Here is a 15918-nt window from a genome sequence, read left to right as displayed (position 1 = left end):
ACAGTTTCTTTACGTCGATCGTATGTCCTGGGTGAAGAATTATGACGCAATCTGACATACGCTGGATAGATGATCCGGCTCCGTAAGCTGGCGCGCGCCGCATCTCTACTGACCACCCCACTAGCTCCAGAAGACATTCTGTCGCTGTTCAACCCCGTGTTCTCTGCCCGCCAGTTGCGCGGCGTGGTTACCCGGGTGGTTCCAGAAACGGCCGATTCCGCCACCATTTTCTTCCGTCCCGGCCGAGGCTGGCAAGCACACCGTGCAGGCCAGTGGGCCCGCATTGGCGTCGAACTCAACGGCGTGCGCCACTGGCGGTCCTATTCGCTCAGCGCTCCCGCCGGCGAGGACCCCGCCATCACCGTCACGGACATGGGTGCCGTCTCCGCAACCCTGGTCCGCACCACCAAGCCGGGCGACGTACTTTTCCTCGCCCCGCCGCAGGGCGACTTCGTCCTGCCGGAGCACCCCCGCCCGCTGCTCATGCTCACCGCGGGCAGCGGCATCACTCCGGTGATGTCGATGATCCGCACGCTCGTGCCGCGGCGTCCGGACGCCGACGTCGTCCTGATCCACACCGCACGCACCCCCGCGGACGCCATCTTCCGCGAGGAACTGGCCGAACTCGCGGACCAGTTCCCCAATTTCAAGGTCACCCACTGGTTTAGCGGGGAACGCGGCAGGCTGGACTTCGGCAGCGCAGCCGAACTTGACCTGCTCTGCCCGGACTGGCGTGACCGCGCCGCCTACGCCTGCGGTCCCGCGGGTTTCCTCGACGACGCAGAGGCGCTTTGGGAATCCGAGGCCGCCGCCGATCCCTCCCGGACGGCGCTGGAAAGCACGGTCCCCGCCGCAACGTTGACAATCGAACGCTTCAGCACCAGCCTCGCCGGCGGCGAGGGGCACGACGGCGGCCTGGTCACCTTCGAAGCCTCCGACCGCGAAGTCGAGGCCGACGGCGCCACGACCCTGCTTGACGTCGGCGAGGACGCCGGCGTGCTGATGCCCAGCGGTTGCCGCATGGGCATCTGCCACAGCTGTCTCACCCCGCTCCGGGCCGGGCAGGTCCGGGACCTGCGCACTGGCGAAGTCCACGGCGAGCCCGGCCAACTGATCCAAACGTGTGTCTCGGCAGCCGCCGGACCCGTTAACCTCGACCTCTGAGGAGAACCGCCCTATGACCACCCTTGCCGACAAGCCGCAAACCGCCGTAAAGAAGCGGCCGGGAGCCCTCGCCGAGACGGGCAGCCCGCTGCTGCGCCCGCCCGCCGCGGCGCACCTGTCCGACGAACAGGTCGCCGAGCTCGGCCGCGAGCTCGATGCCATCAAGGACGAAATCCTCGCCAAGCGCGGCGCCGACGATGCCGCCTACATCCGCCGGATGATCAAGATCCAGCGCGGCCTGGAAATTTCCGGCCGCGCCGCGCTGCTGGTCAGCAAGAACAAGGCCGCATGGGTCACGGGCACCTCCCTGCTGAGCCTTGCCAAGATCCTGGAAAACATGGAGCTCGGGCACAACATCCTGCACGGCCAGTGGGACTGGATGCGCGACCCGGACATCCACTCCACCACCTGGGAGTGGGACTTCGTCACCCCGGCACGGTCCTGGCAGCACACCCACAACGACCTGCACCACCGCTGGACCAATGTCGTGGGCAAGGACAACGACATCGGGTACAACCTCCTGCGCATGGACCCGCAGCAGGAGTGGAAGCCCTTCAACCTCGGCAACCCGCTCTACAACGCGCTGCTGGCGCCGGTGTTTGAGTGGGGCATCGCGGTCTACGACCTCGAGCTCGTGGAATACCGGGAGGGCAAGAAGAGCAAGGAAGCCCTGGTCAAGGACCTCAAGGCGCTCGGCCGCAAGGCCCTGAAGCAGTTCACCAAGGACTACGCCGCGACCCCCGCCGTCGCCATGCTCACCGGCTCCGGCAAGCAGGCGCTCTACGGAACGCTGACCGCCAACGCGATCCGCAACGTCTGGGCGCACGCGGTGATCTTCTGCGGGCACTTCCCGGACGGCACGGACACCTTCACCGAGGAAATGGTCGACGGCGAAACCCGCGGCGACTGGTACGTGCGCCAGATGATCGGCTCGGCCAACATCTCCGGTTCCAAGTTCATGCACCTGATGACCGGCAACCTCTCACACCAGATCGAGCACCACCTCTTCCCGGACCTGCCTTCCAACCGCTACGCGGAGGTGGCTCCCAAGGTGCAGGACATCTGCCGGCGCTACGGGCTGCCCTACACCACGGGACCGTTGCTGAAGCAGGTCGGCTCCACCTGGGGCAAGATCTTCAAGCTGGCCCTCCCGCCCAAAAAGGCCTAGGCCGCCGGCCCCTTCGGGCGGCTTTCGCGCGCCGGGGTGCCCTACAGTGGAGCTATTCACCGAGAGGACCCCTGCATTGGCATGTGACGGCTGCACGACTTCCCCCAGGCTCGACTTCGATTTCAGCATGGCTTTCCAGCCGATCTACGACGCCGTGGCCGGCCGGGTCTGGGGCTACGAAGCCCTGGTCAGGGGCCTGTCCGGCGAGGGGGCCTACCAGGTCCTGTCGCAGGTCTCGCCGGAGCAGAAGTACCGCTTCGACCAGGCCTGCCGGGTCAAGGCCATCGAGCTCGCCGCGCGCCTGTTCCCGGCCGGCGAGGAGCTGATGCTCTCGATCAACTTCATGCCGAACGCGGTGTACGAACCCGCCGCCTGCCTGCGGGCGACCCTCCAGGCCGCCGCGCGGTGCAACTTCCCGACGTCCTCGATAATGTTCGAGTTCACGGAGAACGAAGAGGTGCTGGACACCGCCCACCTGACGAACATCATCACCGAATACCGCAAGCACGGATTCACCACTGCGATCGACGACTTCGGCGCCGGCCACGCGGGACTGGGGCTGCTGGTCGATTTCCAGCCGGACCTGATGAAGATCGACATGCTGCTGATCCGGGACATCGACACCAGCCCGGCCCGGCAGGCCGTGGTTGCCGGCGTTGTTGGCATCGCCGCGGAGCTCGGCATCACCCTGCTCGCCGAAGGCATCGAGACCGAGGCGGAGTTCCTGGCCCTGAGGGCATCCGGAATCCGCCTGTTCCAGGGGTACTGGTTCGGCAAGCCGGCCTTCGAGGAGCTGCCTCAGGTCCGCGCCGTGTCGGTCCTCGACGCCGCCGCGCTCTAGCCTGCCGCCCCCGGGACGGCAGGGCATCCTTCCGGGCGTCCTCAGGCCTTGACCGCCACCCCGAGCACATGGGCGATGCGGGGGTTGCCCGGCAGGGCGGAAAAACCGAACCGCTCCAGCGTCCGGACGGCCAGGCCCGCCCGTTCGATGGCGGCGGCGGTGTCCCGGTTCGGGTGGCAGCCGCCGGCGATCCGGCTCCACAGCGGCGTCAGCAGGTCCTCCGCCGCGGCCAGCACGCGGTGTTCCGAGCGGACGTGTTCGTAAAACAGCAGCAGCCCGCCCGGTTTGAGCACGCGGACCGTCTCGGCCAGGACGGCGCGGGGGTCGGCGACGCTGCACAGCACCAGGCTGGAGACGACCGCGTCGATCGTGGCGTCCGGTGCCGGCAGTGATTCGGCGGTTCCCGCCCGGACCGTGACGGGCACCGCGGCCGCTCCCGCAGCGCTGAGCGCCAGGGCACGCAGCGTCGGGTCGGGTTCGAGGGCCAGTACCCCGGACACCGCCGGCGGATAGAACGCGAAGGTTGCCCCGTAGCCGGCCCCGATTTCCAGCACGGACCCGTGCGCGGACTGCACCAGTCGCTGCCGGTGTGCGGCGGCCCCGCGGGCGTCCATCCGCGGACCCATCCGGGCGTAGGAACGTCCGAAGGATGGGGCGGGACCGCCGGTTTCCATGGGTTTCCCTTCCATGCCGGCCGCTGTCAGCGGGCCTGGGCGGGGTTGAGCTGCAGGCGCCGCAGCAACTGGGCGTTCAGTGCCACCACGATCGTTGACGCGGACATCAGCACGGCCCCGGCAGCGGGGGAGAGGACCACCCCGGCGAAGGCCAGGGCGCCCGCGGCGAGCGGAACGGCGATGATGTTGTAGCCGGTGGCCCAGATGAGGTTCTGCCACATCTTGCGGTAGCTCGCCCGGGAAAGGTCGACCATGGACAGGACCGCGCGCGGGTCGTTCCCGGCCAGGACCACCCCGGCGGACTCGACGGCGACGTCGGTGCCCCCGCCGATGGCGATGCCCACTTCGGCCCGGGCCAGGGCGGGTGAGTCGTTGACGCCGTCGCCGACCATTGCCACCTTCAGGCCACGAGCCTGCAGCTCGGCCACCTTCTTGTCCTTGTCCGCGGGGAGGACTTCGGCGAAGACCTCATCGATATTCAGGTCCGCCGCGACCGATTCTGCTACCTGCCGGGCGTCCCCGGTGATCATGGCAACCCGGATGCCGCGCTGCTGCAGGGCCGCGACGGCCTGGCGGGATTCCGGCCGCACCGCGTCTTCCAGGCTGAGGGCGCCCAGGACGCGGCTGCCCTCGATCAGGTGCAGCACGGCCGCGCCGCGTCCCGCCCAGGCAGAGGTGGTTTCGGCCAGCTCCGGCGGTTCCACGGCGCCGAGCTCCTTCAGCAGCGCCGGACCGCCGACGTGCAGCTGCCTCCCGGCGACGCCGGCGCGGACGCCGCGCCCGGTCAGGGACGTGAACCCCCCCGCGGTGGGTACCTGCAGGCCGCGCTCGCGGGCGGCGCGCACGATCGCCCGGGCCACAGGATGTTCGCTGTCCGACTCGACCGCGGCGGCCAGGGCCAGGACCTCGTCTTGGCCGGCGCCGTCAGCGGCAGCAACGGCGCGCACCTCGGGAGCGCCCTGGGTGAGGGTTCCGGTCTTGTCGAACAGGACGACGTCGACCGTCCGCATGCGCTCGAGCGCCATCCTGTTCTTGATCAGCACCCCGGCGCGCGCGGCCCGCTCGGTGGAAAGCGCGATCACCAGCGGGATGGCCAGCCCCAGGGCATGCGGGCAGGCGATGACGAGCACCGTGACGGTGCGTTCGACGGCGTCCGCGACGCTGCCGAGCAGGGTCCACGCCACGAAGGTCACGACGCCGGCGCCGGCGGCAAAGTAAAACAGGAACGCCGCGGCCCTGTCCGCCAGGGCCTGGGCGCGGGAGGACGAGGCCTGGGCCTCGGCGACGAGCCGCTGGATGCCGGCGAGGGCGGTGTCGTCACCGATGGCCGAGACCTTGACCCGGACGCTGTTGTCCGTCGCGACGGTGCCGGCGACCACGGCGTCCCCGGGCGAGCGGAGGACCGTCTTGGATTCGCCGGTGATCATGGATTCGTCGAACTCCGCCTGGCCCTCGGTGACCGTGCCGTCCGCCGGCATCCGGCCCCCGGGGCGGACCAGGATCGCGTCGCCGGGGACGAGGTCGGCCACCCTGACCGTCTCCGTCCCGGCCCCGGTGATCCGCTCGGCCTCGTCGGGCAGCAGCGCGGCCAGCGCATCCAGTGCCCCCTGCGCGGAACCCAGCGCCCGCATTTCGATCCAGTGCCCCAGCAGCATGATCGCCACCAGGAGCGCCAACTCCCACCAGAAGTCCAGGTCGAAGCCGCCCAGGCCCAGGCTGGTGGCCCAGGACGCCGCGAAGGCGACCGTGATGGCCATCGCGATCAGCAGCATCATGCCTGGTTTGCGGGCTTTGAGCTCGCCCAGGCCGCCCTTGAGGAAGGGCTGGCCGCCGTACAGGAAGATGACGGTGCCCAGCACGGGCGGAATCCACCCCGAACCGGGGAAGGACGGAGGTTCATAGCCCAGCAGGTGGCCGAACATGGGGCTGAACAGGACGACGGGAACGGCCAGCGCCAGCGTCAGCCAGAACCTGTTCTTGAACATCGCGACGCTGTGGCCGGCGTGCTGCCCGTGGCCGTGGACCACATGGTCCTCGTCCGGCCCGTGCGCGCTGCCGTGGTTATGGTGCTCTGGCATTCCGCCCTGAAGGGTCTGGCTGCCGTGCCGGTGTTCCATGATGCACTCCCGGAAGATTCATCGGTTATCGAACGCCATCCAACATACCCCTAGGGGGTATATGTGGCAAGGGGTGCCGGGGGACGCTCAGCGCACCTCGATCACGCCCATCATGCCCAGGTCCTCGTGGTCCAGGATGTGGCAGTGGTAGACCGAGCGGCCGGAGAAATCACGGAAAGCGATGCGCACCGTACATTGCCCGTTGGCCGGGACGTTGACCACGTCGCGCAGGATGGTTCCCTCCACCGGCCGGTCGTTCTCTGCGATCAGCTGCATCGGCCAGATGTGCAGATGGAACGGATGGTCCATGAAGCTGCGGTTGACCAGGACCCACTCCTCCACCGTTCCGGCGGCTACGACCGTGTCCGTCCGCAGCTCGTCAAACCGCAGGCCGTTGATGGTGAAGCCGGCCATGCCCATCCCCGGGCCGGGACCGCCGCCCATCCCGCTCCCCATCGGCGTGCCGAGCACCAGCTGGCGGCGTGCAGCGACGACGGCGGAACGCAGGTCGGGCGGCGCCGCGCCGGCCGCGGCCACAACGGGCGCGGGCGAGGCACGGCCGCCCTCCACGTCCAGGGTGGCCAGGGCGGTGCCGGAGGGGTCGCCGGCATCCTGCGCAGCGGAGCCGCGTCCGGCCATCATCGTCATGGTGCCGCGGTCGTAGGGCAGGGCCCGCAGCACGGACCGCCCGAGGGCCGCCGTGACCAACAGCTCGGCCCTGTTGCCCGGGGCGAGCAGCACTTCCTGGACATCCGGGGGCCGGCCGTACCGCCCGGAGTCCATGCCGAGGAGCTGCAGTTTCTGGCCGTCCAGCCTCAGCCGCAGATACCGCGCCACGCAGCAGTTGACGATTCGCCAGCGTTCCCGTTCCCCGGGGCGGGCCGTCAGCCGCGGATTGGCCTGGCCGTTGACCAGCAGCAGGTTTCCTTCGCGCCCTGCCATCCGGTCCGCCGTGGAGGTTCCCGCCACGTTCCCGGCGCCGTCCAGCGTGGTATCGGAAACCAGCAGGACCCGGTCGGTGCCTGCCGGCGCGGGACCGCGGTCCCGGACGATGATCGCGCCGAACAGGCCGGCAAAGACCTGGTCGGCGACCCCGCCGTGGTGGTGCGGGTGGTACCAGTACAGGCCTGGCGGGTGGTCCGGCGGGAGCCGGTATTCGTAATCCAGGCTCCGGCCCGGATTCACGGTCAGGAACACGTTGTCGCCGTTGCCCAAGGGGGAGACGTGGAGCCCGTGCAGGTGCAAGTTGCTGGGGTCTGCGAGCTTGTTGCCCAGCCGCAGCTTCAGCACATCCCCGGGGCTGAGCACGAGCGTTGGCCCCGGGGTGCCGCCGTTATAGCCCAGCGCTCCGGCCAGGCGCCCGCCCAGGGCAAACCGGCCCGGCGCAGCCTCCAGGCTGGCCTCGAGCCTGCCGCCCGAGCTGCCCAGGGTTTCCGGCTGCCGCAGGGGCTCCCCGGTGACCGGCGACTGGTCCGTGCGGAGCGACCACCACAGTCCGGCCCCGCCGGCGGCCGTTCCGGCCAGGCCGAGACCGCCCAGCAGCAGGGCGTTGCGGCGGCTGAGCGGCGGCATTAGGTGCCCTCGCCGAGTTCCTTTACGTACTCGCGGTACTGCTCGGCGGTCAGCTCGCCCTTGGCGAACCGTTCGTCGAGGATGCGCCGGGCCTGGCTCCGGCCGCCGGGCGCTCCGGCGCCCTGCCCGGTTGTTCCCGGCCCGGGTGCGCCCGGCCCGGGGTAATGCCCGGCGTACGGTCCGGGATGCCCCGGCTGCGGGCCGCGGCCGCCGAACACCCGCACGGCGAGCAGGACCAGCACCGCGATTCCGATCAGCAGCAGCATGCCCCACAGCCACACCCACCACATGTTTTGCCCGTAACCCCACATCATGGCCGGTCCCTCCGCCTTTGGACGCTTCCGCTTCCATAGTGTGCCCGCGGAGGGCCGTCACGCTAGGGTCCTACGTCGTTCCCGGCCGGTCAGCCCACCAGCAGGGACAGGGCCTCGGTCAAATGGCCGACCTCCCGGACCGAAAAGCCGGCCGGTACCGGCCCCGGGCCGTTCGGGCTCGCGGGCACCACGGCGTGCGTGAACCCCAGCCGGTGCGCCTCCTGGATGCGCTGGTTGATGCCCGGGACCGGCCGGACCTCGCCGGCCAGGCCCACCTCGCCGAAGGCGATCAACCGCTGGGGGAGCGGCTTCCGGGCTTTGGCCGAGGCGACGGCCAGGGCCACGGCAAGATCCGTGGCCGGTTCGCTGAGCTTGACCCCGCCCACGGTCGCCACGTAGGAGTCGTCCTTGTGCAGCAGGCAGCCGGCGCGCTGTTGCAGCACTGCCAGCAGCATCGCCACCCGGGAGCTGTCCAGGCCGCTGGTGGCCCGGCGGGGCTGCGTATTGGCGCTTTCAGCGAGCAGGGACTGCACCTCGGCCAGCAGCGGCCGGCGGCCCTCCAGCGTGACCGTGATGCAGGTGCCGGACACAGGGTCCTTGGTCCGCGAGACGAAGAGGCCGCTGGGATCGGCCAGGCCCGCGATGCCGTCCTCGTTCAGGTCGAAGCAGCCGACATCGTCGGTGGGCCCGTAGCGGTTTTTCACGGCGCGCAGCAGCCGCAGCCGGGAGTGCCGCTCGCCCTCAAACTGGCACACCACATCCACCAGGTGTTCGAGCAGCCGGGGACCCGCGATCGAGCCGTCCTTCGTCACGTGCCCCACCAGCAGGGTGGTCATGTTGCGGCGCTTGGCCGCGGCGATCAGGGAGGCCGTGACCTCGCGGACCTGGGACACCCCGCCGGCGCTGCCCTCGACGTCGGCGCTGCTGAGCGTCTGGACCGAATCCACCACCAGCAGCCTCGGTTCAAGTTTCTCCACCTGGCCCAAAGCCTGGCCGAGGTCCGTCTCCGCGGACAGGTACAGCGATTCGGCGACGGCGTCGATCCGGTCCGCGCGCAGCTTCACCTGCGCTGCCGACTCCTCCCCGGTGACGTACAGGACGTCCTGGGCGGTGCGGGCGAACTTTGCCGCGACGTCCAGCAACAGCGTGGACTTACCGACACCGGGCTCGCCGGCGAGCAGGATCACCGCACCGGGCACCAGGCCGCCGCCGAGCACACGGTCCAGTTCGTCCACGCCCGTGGGCAGGAACGCCGCCGTTGTCGCGTCGACGTCGGCGATCCGCCGCGCCGGTTCCAGGACGGCGGTAGCCGCCGTGGTCCGGGCCACGGCGGCGCCGGTTTCCTCCACGGTGCCCCAGGCCTGGCATTCGCCGCACCGGCCAACCCATTTGGCCGTCGTCCAGCCGCACTCCGCGCACTTATAGCCCGGTGCCTTGGCGGCCCGGGACGTCTTTGTAGCCATTGCTCCACCCTAGCCGGGGGCAGCGACATTGCCGGGCGGGGCCTGGGCGCAGGTTACAGCGCGGGCAGGACGTCCCGGGCTTCGTCCGGATCCATGCCGGCGGCCTCCAGCAGGTCGACCATGAGCGGCCGGAAGAGCATCACCACGGTCTCGCCTTCGAGCCGCTGGACGTCCAGCAGGCGCGGGTGCAGCCTTCCGGCGGTTTCACCCAGCGCTGCCCTGGCCGTGCGCAGGTGCGCGCGCCGGACGCCGTCGTGCACTTCGGCCAGTCCCAGCCCCAGCTCATCCACCGCGGCGGCGGTCTCCTCCAGCACCTCGGCGATGTTCTCCGTGGCCTCGTCGGAAAGCGCGGCGTGGTTGATGGCGCTGGTGAGCCGGCGGGCGAAGACGCGGCTGTTGCGCAGGGCCAGGTCGATGAAGTCCACCGACTGCGCCAACCTGTCCAGTTCGTCCCGGTACCGCCGGTATGCCGGCGCCAGGGCGGCGACCTCGCCGGAGGACCGCAGGGTCTGGCGCATCGCGTCGACCAGCGGCTGACAGTTCCGGGCGCGGACCAGCGCGTGCCAGGCCTGGGTGGAATCGCTCTTGGCCAGCGCCGAGGCGCAGCCGCGCAGCACCTCGGCCAGTTCGTGCAGGAGTTTCTTGACGTCGTTGCGGGGCTCGCGCCGCGGGTCCTTGGGAATCAGGAAGGTCACGGCGAGGGCGAATACCCCGCCCACGACGGCGTCGATGCTGCGGGTGAACGGTCCGCCGGCGGGCGCCGGCAGCAGCACCACCAGGAGCGACTGCAGGCCCAGCTGGGTGGTGAAAATGGTCCCGCTGTCCAGGAACCGGGCCAGTAGAATCGAGAAGAGAAGCACGACGGCGGCCTGCCAGATTCCCGCGCCCAGCCAGTGCAGGAGCAGGTCGCCCACCACAATGCCGATGGTGCAGCCCAGGCCCACCTCCACGACCCGGCGCAGCCGCGGTTCCCGGGAGAAGCCCAGGGCGATCAGGGAGGAGGTGGCGGCGAACAAGGGACCGGTGTGGCCGAGCACGTACTCGGCGAAAGCGTAGGCGCCGACGGCGCAGGCGGTCATCTGCAGGGCCGGCAGCAGGGATTTGCGGCTCCGGACCAGCCCGGTGCGCGCCCGGCCGCGCAGGAATCGTGCGCTTGCGGTGAATCCAGGAGCGGGGGCCATGCCCTCCAGTCTATTTGCTGGCATCGGCCCCCGGGGCCGGCGCCGCGGCCCTAGGCTCCGCCGGGGGAGAACGCAATGGCGACCCGTCAGATGTTAGCCAATCGCCCGGCGTCGTTAACCTGCCGTTCACCTTGGGCCCCAATTCTCTTCACCTGCGGGCCCTAACTTCGATGAAGGTACAAACCGTATCCACCGTCTTTCCTGCCTGGACGTCTCCGGTCCGGCACGCATCTGAATAACCCTGGAAGGGGTACATCTAGTGAAGGCATCACGCTTCGGCCGTAACGCGGCCATCGCTGTTCTCGCAGCCGGCGCTTTGGCGCTTACCGCTTGCGGTTCGGATAACGCAACCAACACCTCCGCAGGCACCCAGGCCGCCGGCGGCCCGAAGGTCACCGGCACGCTGACCGGCATCGGGTCCTCCGCGCAGGGTGCGGCCATGGATGTGTGGAAGACCAACTTCGCCTCCGCCAACCAGGGCGCCAACATCCAGTACTCCCCGGACGGCTCCGGCGCCGGTCGCAAGGCCATCCTGGACGGTTCGGCCCAGTTCGCCGGCTCGGATGCGTACCTCAAGGACGAAGAGGCCGCCAAGGCCAAGGACCAGTGCGGTCCCGAGGGCGCCATCGAGGTTCCGGTCTACATCTCGCCGATCGCCATCGCCTTCAACGTCCCCGGCGTGACCGACCTGAAGCTGGACGCCTCCACCGCGGCCAAGATCTTCCGCGGCGAGATCGCCAAGTGGAACGACCCGGCCATCACGGCGCTGAACCCGGACGCCAAGCTGCCTGACCTCAAGGTCACCCCGGTCAACCGCTCCGACGATTCCGGTACCACCAAGAACTTCACCGAGTACCTCGCCGCCGCGGCCCCGGCCGTCTGGAAGGACAAGGCTGACGGCATCTGGCCGTCTTCGCTCAAGGGCGAGAACGCCAAGGGCACCTCCGGCGTCGTCAAGACGGTCACCGACACTGCCGGTGCGGTCACCTACGCCGACGACTCCGCGGTCAGCGGCAAGCTGGGCACCGTCCAGATCAAGGTCGGCTCCGACTTCGTCAAGATCTCCCCGGAAGCGGCCGCCAAGGCCGTGGACCTGGGCAAGCCGGTCGAAGGCCGCGGTGCCAACGACCTGGCCATGAAGCTGGACCGGACCACCACGGAAGCCGGCGCCTACCCGCTGGTCCTCGTCTCGTACCACATCCTCTGCAGCACCTACGACAAGCAGGAGACCGTTGACCTGGTCAAGAGCTTCGAGAAGTACGTGCTCTCCGAGGAGGGCCAGAAGGCTGCTGCCGAGTCCGCCAAGTCGGCTCCGCTCTCCTCGACCCTGTCGGAGAAAGCCGCCAAGGCCATCGAGTCCATCAAGGTCAAGTCCTAGGCTTTGACCTTTCCGCTAAGTTCCCCGCCCCGCCGCCTGGGGGGACGGGGAACTTAGCGGTGTTTTCCGAAGTTTCCATAGTTTCCGACAAGTGCGGGCCGGTAACGTTCACTACGTCCGCACCATCACCACCGAAGGGCCAGGAATGACCTCCACCTCCCTGACCAAATCCCAGGGCGCGGGCCGCGCCGGGGACAAAGTCTTCTCAGGTGCCACCCTGGCAGCAGGTTGCCTGATCCTGGCCGTGCTGTTTGGCGTCGCGCTCTTCCTCGTCATCCAGTCGCTGCCGGCGTTCACCGCACCGGCTGAGGACATCCAGGGCGGCGAGGGCTTCCTCGCCTACATCTGGCCAATCGTGGTGGGCACCCTGATCGCCGCAGTGATCGCGCTGGTCATAGCCACCCCCGTCGCGATCGGCGTCGCGCTCTTCATCTCCCACTACGCCCCGCGCGGGCTCGCGTCCGGCCTCGGCTACGTGGTGGACCTGCTGGCCGCCATCCCCTCGGTGGTCTACGGCGCCTGGGGCGCGGCGTTCCTGGCTAAGGAAATCGCCCCCGCCTACGACTGGCTGGCGAAGAACATGGGCTGGCTGCCCATCTTCCAGGGACCGGCCTCGGCCACCGGCAAGACCATCCTGACGGCTGGCATTGTCCTGGCGGTCATGGTGCTGCCGATCATCACCTCGCTCTCGCGCGAAATCTTCCTGCAGACCCCCAAGCTGCACGAGGAAGCCGCCCTCGCCCTCGGCGCCACGCGCTGGGAAATGATCCGCATGGCGGTGCTGCCGTTCGGCCGCCCCGGCATCGTCAGCGCCGTGATGCTGGGCCTCGGCCGCGCCCTCGGCGAGACCATGGCCGTGGCCCTGGTGCTCTCCTCCGGCGCCCTCACCGCCAGCCTGATCCAGTCCGGCAACCAGACCATCGCCGCCGAAATCGCGCTGAACTTCCCGGAGGCCAGCGGGCTTAAGGTCAGCACGCTGATCGCCGCAGGCCTGGTGCTCTTCGTTATCACCCTCGGTGTGAACATGATTGCCCGGTGGATCATCACCCGGCACAAAGAATTCTCGGGAGCCAACTAAATGACCTCCACCCTGACACCGGTCCGGAAGCGCTCGGCGCTGACCAAGGGCCAGCTGCCCAAGGCCGCCCCCTACATCGTGCTCGCCCTCGCGCTGGTCGTCGGCGCTGCCATCCTGGCGCTGGTCGGCTTCAACGCCTTCGGCTGGGGCCTCGTCTCCGCCGTGCTGTTCGCCGCCGGCCTGGTCGGCTGGAGCGCCGCCGTCGAGGGCGCCCGCAAGGCCAAGGACAAGCTGGCCACCTGCCTGGTCGTCGGCGCGTTCCTGGTGGCCCTGCTGCCGCTGATCTCGGTGATCTGGACCGTGCTGGTCAAGGGCCTGCCCGGCCTGCTGGACCCGGGCTTCCTGAACACCTCGATGAACGGCGTCACCGGGGCGTTCGACAACAAGAGCGCCGAGGAGGGCGCCCCCGTCGTCGGCGGCATCTACCACGCCCTGCTCGGCACCGTGCAGATCACCCTGCTCGCCACCGTCATCTCGGTCCCGGTGGGACTGCTGACCTCGATCTACCTCGTCGAATACGGCGAAGGCAAGGCGCTGGCCCGGGCCATCACCTTCTTCGTCGACGTGATGACCGGCATTCCCTCGATCGTGGCCGGCCTGTTCGCTGCGGCGTTCTTCTTCGCCGTCGTCGGCCCGGGCACTAAAACCGGGGCCGTGGCCGCCGTCGCGCTGTCCGTGCTGATGATCCCGGTCGTGGTCCGGTCCAGCGAGGAAATGCTCAAGATCGTCCCGAACGAACTCCGCGAAGCCGCCTACGCCCTGGGCGTCCGCAAATGGCGGACCATCCTGCGCGTGGTCATTCCGACGGCGATCTCCGGCATCGCCTCGGGTGTCACCCTCGCCATCGCCCGGGTGATCGGCGAGACCGCCCCCATCCTGGTCACCGCCGGATTCGCGACATCCATCAACAACAACGTCTTCGGCGGCTGGATGGCGTCGCTGCCGACGTTCATCTACACCCAGATCCTGAATCCGACCTCGCCGTCCAACCCGGGCCCCTCCGACCAGCGTGCCTGGGGCGCGGCCCTGGTGCTGATCATCCTCGTGATGCTTCTCAACCTGGCTGCCCGCCTGGTCGCCCGCATCTTCGCACCGAAGGCCGGCCGCTAGGCCGCCGGCATTCGGTCCCTATCTCCCCAAGTGAAGGAACAGCATGTCTAAGCGCATCGACGTCAAAGACCTGAACGTCTACTACGGCAAATTCCTGGCCGTCGAGGACGTTAACATCAACATCGACGCCAAGTCCGTGACCGCCTTCATCGGTCCCTCCGGCTGCGGCAAGTCCACCTTCCTGCGCACCCTGAACCGGATGCACGAAGTGATCCCGGGCGCCCGGGTGGAGGGCGAGGTGCTGCTGGACGGCGATAACCTCTACGGCCCCGGAGTGGATCCGGTGACGGTGCGCTCGCAGATCGGCATGGTCTTCCAGCGGCCCAACCCGTTCCCCACCATGTCCATCCGCGACAACGTGCTGGCCGGCGTGAAGCTGAACAACAAGAAAATCTCCAAGGGCGAGGCGGATTCCCTGGTGGAGCGTTCGCTGCGCGGCGCCAATCTCTGGAACGAGGTCAAGGACCGCCTGGCCAAGCCCGGCTCGGGCCTCTCCGGCGGACAGCAGCAGCGCCTCTGCATCGCCCGCGCCATCGCCGTGGAACCGCAGGTGATCCTGATGGACGAGCCCTGCTCCGCGCTGGACCCGATCTCCACGCTCGCCATTGAGGACCTCATCAACGAGCTCAAGGACGAATACACCGTGGTGATCGTCACCCACAACATGCAGCAGGCCGCCCGCGTCTCCGACAAGACGGCGTTCTTCAACATTGCCGGCACGGGCAAGCCGGGCAAGCTGATCGAGTACGGTGACACGCACACCATCTTCAGCAACCCGACCGTGAAGGCCACCGAGGACTACGTCTCCGGCCGCTTCGGATAGGCCGCCGGCCGGGGGGTCCTAGAGCCCGGCCAGCGGTGAGAGCGCGAGTTCGAGCACGAACGCGGCCGCGGCGGTGGCCAGGGGGGCCAGGACCCAGAAGACCAGGATCCGCAGCACCAGCCGCCGGTCCGTCCCGGCATAACGCTGGTTGGAGCCCGCGCCCAGCACGGCCGAGGTCACCGTGTGGGTGGTGGAGACCGGCCAGTGCAGCCCGATCGCGCCCACCAGCAGGATGGCGCTGCTGAAGAGCTGCGCGACGGATCCGCGCAGCGGATCGGTCCGGATCATCCGGTAACCGATCGTGTAGGAGATCCGCCAGCCGCCCGCCAGGGTGCCCGCGGTGAGCATGCCGGCCGTCAGCAGCGCCACCCAGGCCGGGATCGATCCGCCGGCGGGGATGCCTGCGGCCAGCATCGCCAGCACCAGCACCGCGCCGGTGCGCTGGCCGTCCTGCAGGCCGTGACCGAACGCGACCGCGCCCGCGGCGATGGCCTGGGCGCGGCGGGACCTGCTGTTCACCACGCTGGGCGGCGTGTAGCGGGCGGCCCAGGTGGCGGGCCAGACCAGCAGGTAGGCTCCGGCGAAGGCGATCACCGGCGACAGCAGCAGGGGAAGGACGACCTGGGACAGCAGGGACTGGTCAACGCCCAGGACCGAATGCCCGCCGACGGCGACGCTGGCGACGCCGGCTCCGGCCAGGCCGCCGACCAGCGCGTGCGTCGAGGACGAGGGGATGCCCCGCCACCAGGTGTAGATGCCCCACAGCACCGCGCTCAGCAGCCCGGCGGTCAGGATGCTCAGGCCGTTGCCTCCGGCCGGCAGCACCACCCAGGCCCTGCTGACCTCCAGGGCCATCGCCGCGCTCAGGGCGGCGCCGACAAAGTTGAACAGCCCGGCCAGCAGCACCGCCACGGTGGGGGTGAGCGCCCGCGTCCGGACGGCGAGGGCTACCGAGGACGACGCGTCGCGGAAGCCGTTGAGGAAGGCGAATGCCCCGGCGGAAACCACCACCAGGGCAAAGAAAACGACCGACAC

The 15918-nt window shown here is 69.3% G+C and carries 14 protein-coding genes; 7 read left to right on the top strand and 7 right to left on the bottom strand.

The window, feature by feature from the left end:
• Nucleotides 1–69 precede the first annotated feature (69 nt).
• The 3 genes from ASG71_RS01900 (at nucleotide 70) to ASG71_RS01890 (ending at nucleotide 3173) form a co-directional block, all read left to right on the top strand.
• Nucleotides 70–1164: a ferredoxin reductase gene (locus ASG71_RS01900; protein WP_056736517.1), complete on the top strand. Its 1095-nt coding sequence runs from the start codon at nucleotides 70–72 to the stop codon at nucleotides 1162–1164.
• A gap of 13 nt (nucleotides 1165–1177) precedes the next feature.
• Entirely contained in the window at nucleotides 1178–2332 is a 1155-nt protein-coding gene (locus ASG71_RS01895) for a fatty acid desaturase family protein (RefSeq protein WP_056736515.1), read from the top strand.
• 127 nt (nucleotides 2333–2459) lie between these two features.
• Nucleotides 2460–3173 (top strand): EAL domain-containing protein, encoded by a 714-nt coding sequence (locus ASG71_RS01890; RefSeq protein ID WP_157366158.1) that lies wholly within the window; start codon nucleotides 2460–2462, stop codon nucleotides 3171–3173.
• 41 nt (nucleotides 3174–3214) lie between these two features.
• On the opposite strand, the gene ASG71_RS01885 is transcribed toward ASG71_RS01890, so the two are convergent.
• From ASG71_RS01885 to ASG71_RS01860, 6 genes are all read right to left on the bottom strand, one after another.
• Nucleotides 3215–3847 (bottom strand): class I SAM-dependent methyltransferase, encoded by a 633-nt coding sequence (locus tag ASG71_RS01885; protein ID WP_056736512.1) that lies wholly within the window; start codon nucleotides 3845–3847, stop codon nucleotides 3215–3217.
• Nucleotides 3848–3873: 26 nt separating this feature from the next.
• Nucleotides 3874–5925, bottom strand: a complete 2052-nt coding sequence (locus ASG71_RS01880) for a heavy metal translocating P-type ATPase (RefSeq protein ID WP_235563902.1) — start codon at nucleotides 5923–5925, stop codon at nucleotides 3874–3876.
• Between the two features lie 126 nt (nucleotides 5926–6051).
• On the bottom strand, nucleotides 6052–7536 hold the full coding sequence (locus tag ASG71_RS01875; RefSeq protein WP_056736509.1) for a multicopper oxidase family protein: 1485 nt from the start codon (nucleotides 7534–7536) through the stop codon (nucleotides 6052–6054).
• On the bottom strand, nucleotides 7536–7850 hold the full coding sequence (locus ASG71_RS01870) for an SHOCT domain-containing protein (RefSeq protein ID WP_056736508.1): 315 nt from the start codon (nucleotides 7848–7850) through the stop codon (nucleotides 7536–7538). The genes ASG71_RS01875 and ASG71_RS01870 overlap by 1 nt, the downstream gene beginning before the upstream one ends.
• An 89-nt stretch (nucleotides 7851–7939) precedes the next feature.
• Nucleotides 7940–9313 (bottom strand): DNA repair protein RadA, encoded by a 1374-nt coding sequence (gene radA, locus ASG71_RS01865; protein WP_056736507.1) that lies wholly within the window; start codon nucleotides 9311–9313, stop codon nucleotides 7940–7942.
• Between the two features lie 53 nt (nucleotides 9314–9366).
• Entirely contained in the window at nucleotides 9367–10494 is a 1128-nt protein-coding gene (locus ASG71_RS01860) for an FUSC family protein (RefSeq protein WP_056736506.1), read from the bottom strand.
• 259 nt (nucleotides 10495–10753) lie between these two features.
• On the opposite strand from ASG71_RS01860, the gene pstS reads away from it, so the two are divergent.
• From pstS to pstB, 4 genes are all read left to right on the top strand, one after another.
• The gene (gene pstS, locus ASG71_RS01855) at nucleotides 10754–11872 is read left to right on the top strand and encodes a phosphate ABC transporter substrate-binding protein PstS (RefSeq protein WP_056736504.1); all 1119 of its coding nucleotides are present in this window, start codon (nucleotides 10754–10756) and stop codon (nucleotides 11870–11872) included.
• 145 nt (nucleotides 11873–12017) lie between these two features.
• Entirely contained in the window at nucleotides 12018–12950 is a 933-nt protein-coding gene (pstC, locus tag ASG71_RS01850) for a phosphate ABC transporter permease subunit PstC (protein ID WP_056736502.1), read from the top strand.
• Nucleotides 12951–14060, top strand: a complete 1110-nt coding sequence (gene pstA / locus ASG71_RS01845; protein WP_056736500.1) for a phosphate ABC transporter permease PstA — start codon at nucleotides 12951–12953, stop codon at nucleotides 14058–14060.
• A gap of 43 nt (nucleotides 14061–14103) precedes the next feature.
• Nucleotides 14104–14883, top strand: a complete 780-nt coding sequence (gene pstB / locus ASG71_RS01840; RefSeq protein ID WP_056736498.1) for a phosphate ABC transporter ATP-binding protein PstB — start codon at nucleotides 14104–14106, stop codon at nucleotides 14881–14883.
• 18 nt (nucleotides 14884–14901) lie between these two features.
• On the opposite strand, the gene ASG71_RS01835 is transcribed toward pstB, so the two are convergent.
• A complete protein-coding gene (locus tag ASG71_RS01835) occupies nucleotides 14902–15918 on the bottom strand; it encodes an inorganic phosphate transporter (protein ID WP_056736496.1) in 1017 nt (338 codons plus the stop codon).

The sequence above is a fragment of the Arthrobacter sp. Soil763 genome (assembly GCF_001428365.1).
Classification (GTDB): Bacteria; Actinomycetota; Actinomycetes; order Actinomycetales; family Micrococcaceae; genus Arthrobacter.
This window is presented reverse-complemented; position numbering and strand designations above follow the sequence as displayed.

What these genes read in the sequence shown, in the direction of transcription:
- ASG71_RS01870 (WP_056736508.1), bottom strand. Translation starts at nt 7,850, where the DNA reads ATGATGTGGGGTTACGGGCAAAACATGTGGTGGGTGTGGCTGTGGGGC.
- ASG71_RS01860 (WP_056736506.1), bottom strand. Translation starts at nt 10,494, where the DNA reads ATGGCCCCCGCTCCTGGATTCACCGCAAGCGCACGATTCCTGCGCGGC.
- pstC (WP_056736502.1), top strand. Translation starts at nt 12,018, where the DNA reads ATGACCTCCACCTCCCTGACCAAATCCCAGGGCGCGGGCCGCGCCGGG.
- pstA (WP_056736500.1), top strand. Translation starts at nt 12,951, where the DNA reads ATGACCTCCACCCTGACACCGGTCCGGAAGCGCTCGGCGCTGACCAAG.
- ASG71_RS01885 (WP_056736512.1), bottom strand. Translation starts at nt 3,847, where the DNA reads ATGGAAACCGGCGGTCCCGCCCCATCCTTCGGACGTTCCTACGCCCGG.
- ASG71_RS01890 (WP_157366158.1), top strand. Translation starts at nt 2,460, where the DNA reads ATGGCTTTCCAGCCGATCTACGACGCCGTGGCCGGCCGGGTCTGGGGC.
- pstB (WP_056736498.1), top strand. Translation starts at nt 14,104, where the DNA reads ATGTCTAAGCGCATCGACGTCAAAGACCTGAACGTCTACTACGGCAAA.
- ASG71_RS01900 (WP_056736517.1), top strand. Translation starts at nt 70, where the DNA reads ATGATCCGGCTCCGTAAGCTGGCGCGCGCCGCATCTCTACTGACCACC.
- ASG71_RS01880 (WP_235563902.1), bottom strand. Translation starts at nt 5,925, where the DNA reads ATGCCAGAGCACCATAACCACGGCAGCGCGCACGGGCCGGACGAGGAC.
- ASG71_RS01895 (WP_056736515.1), top strand. Translation starts at nt 1,178, where the DNA reads ATGACCACCCTTGCCGACAAGCCGCAAACCGCCGTAAAGAAGCGGCCG.
- radA (WP_056736507.1), bottom strand. Translation starts at nt 9,313, where the DNA reads ATGGCTACAAAGACGTCCCGGGCCGCCAAGGCACCGGGCTATAAGTGC.
- ASG71_RS01875 (WP_056736509.1), bottom strand. Translation starts at nt 7,536, where the DNA reads ATGCCGCCGCTCAGCCGCCGCAACGCCCTGCTGCTGGGCGGTCTCGGC.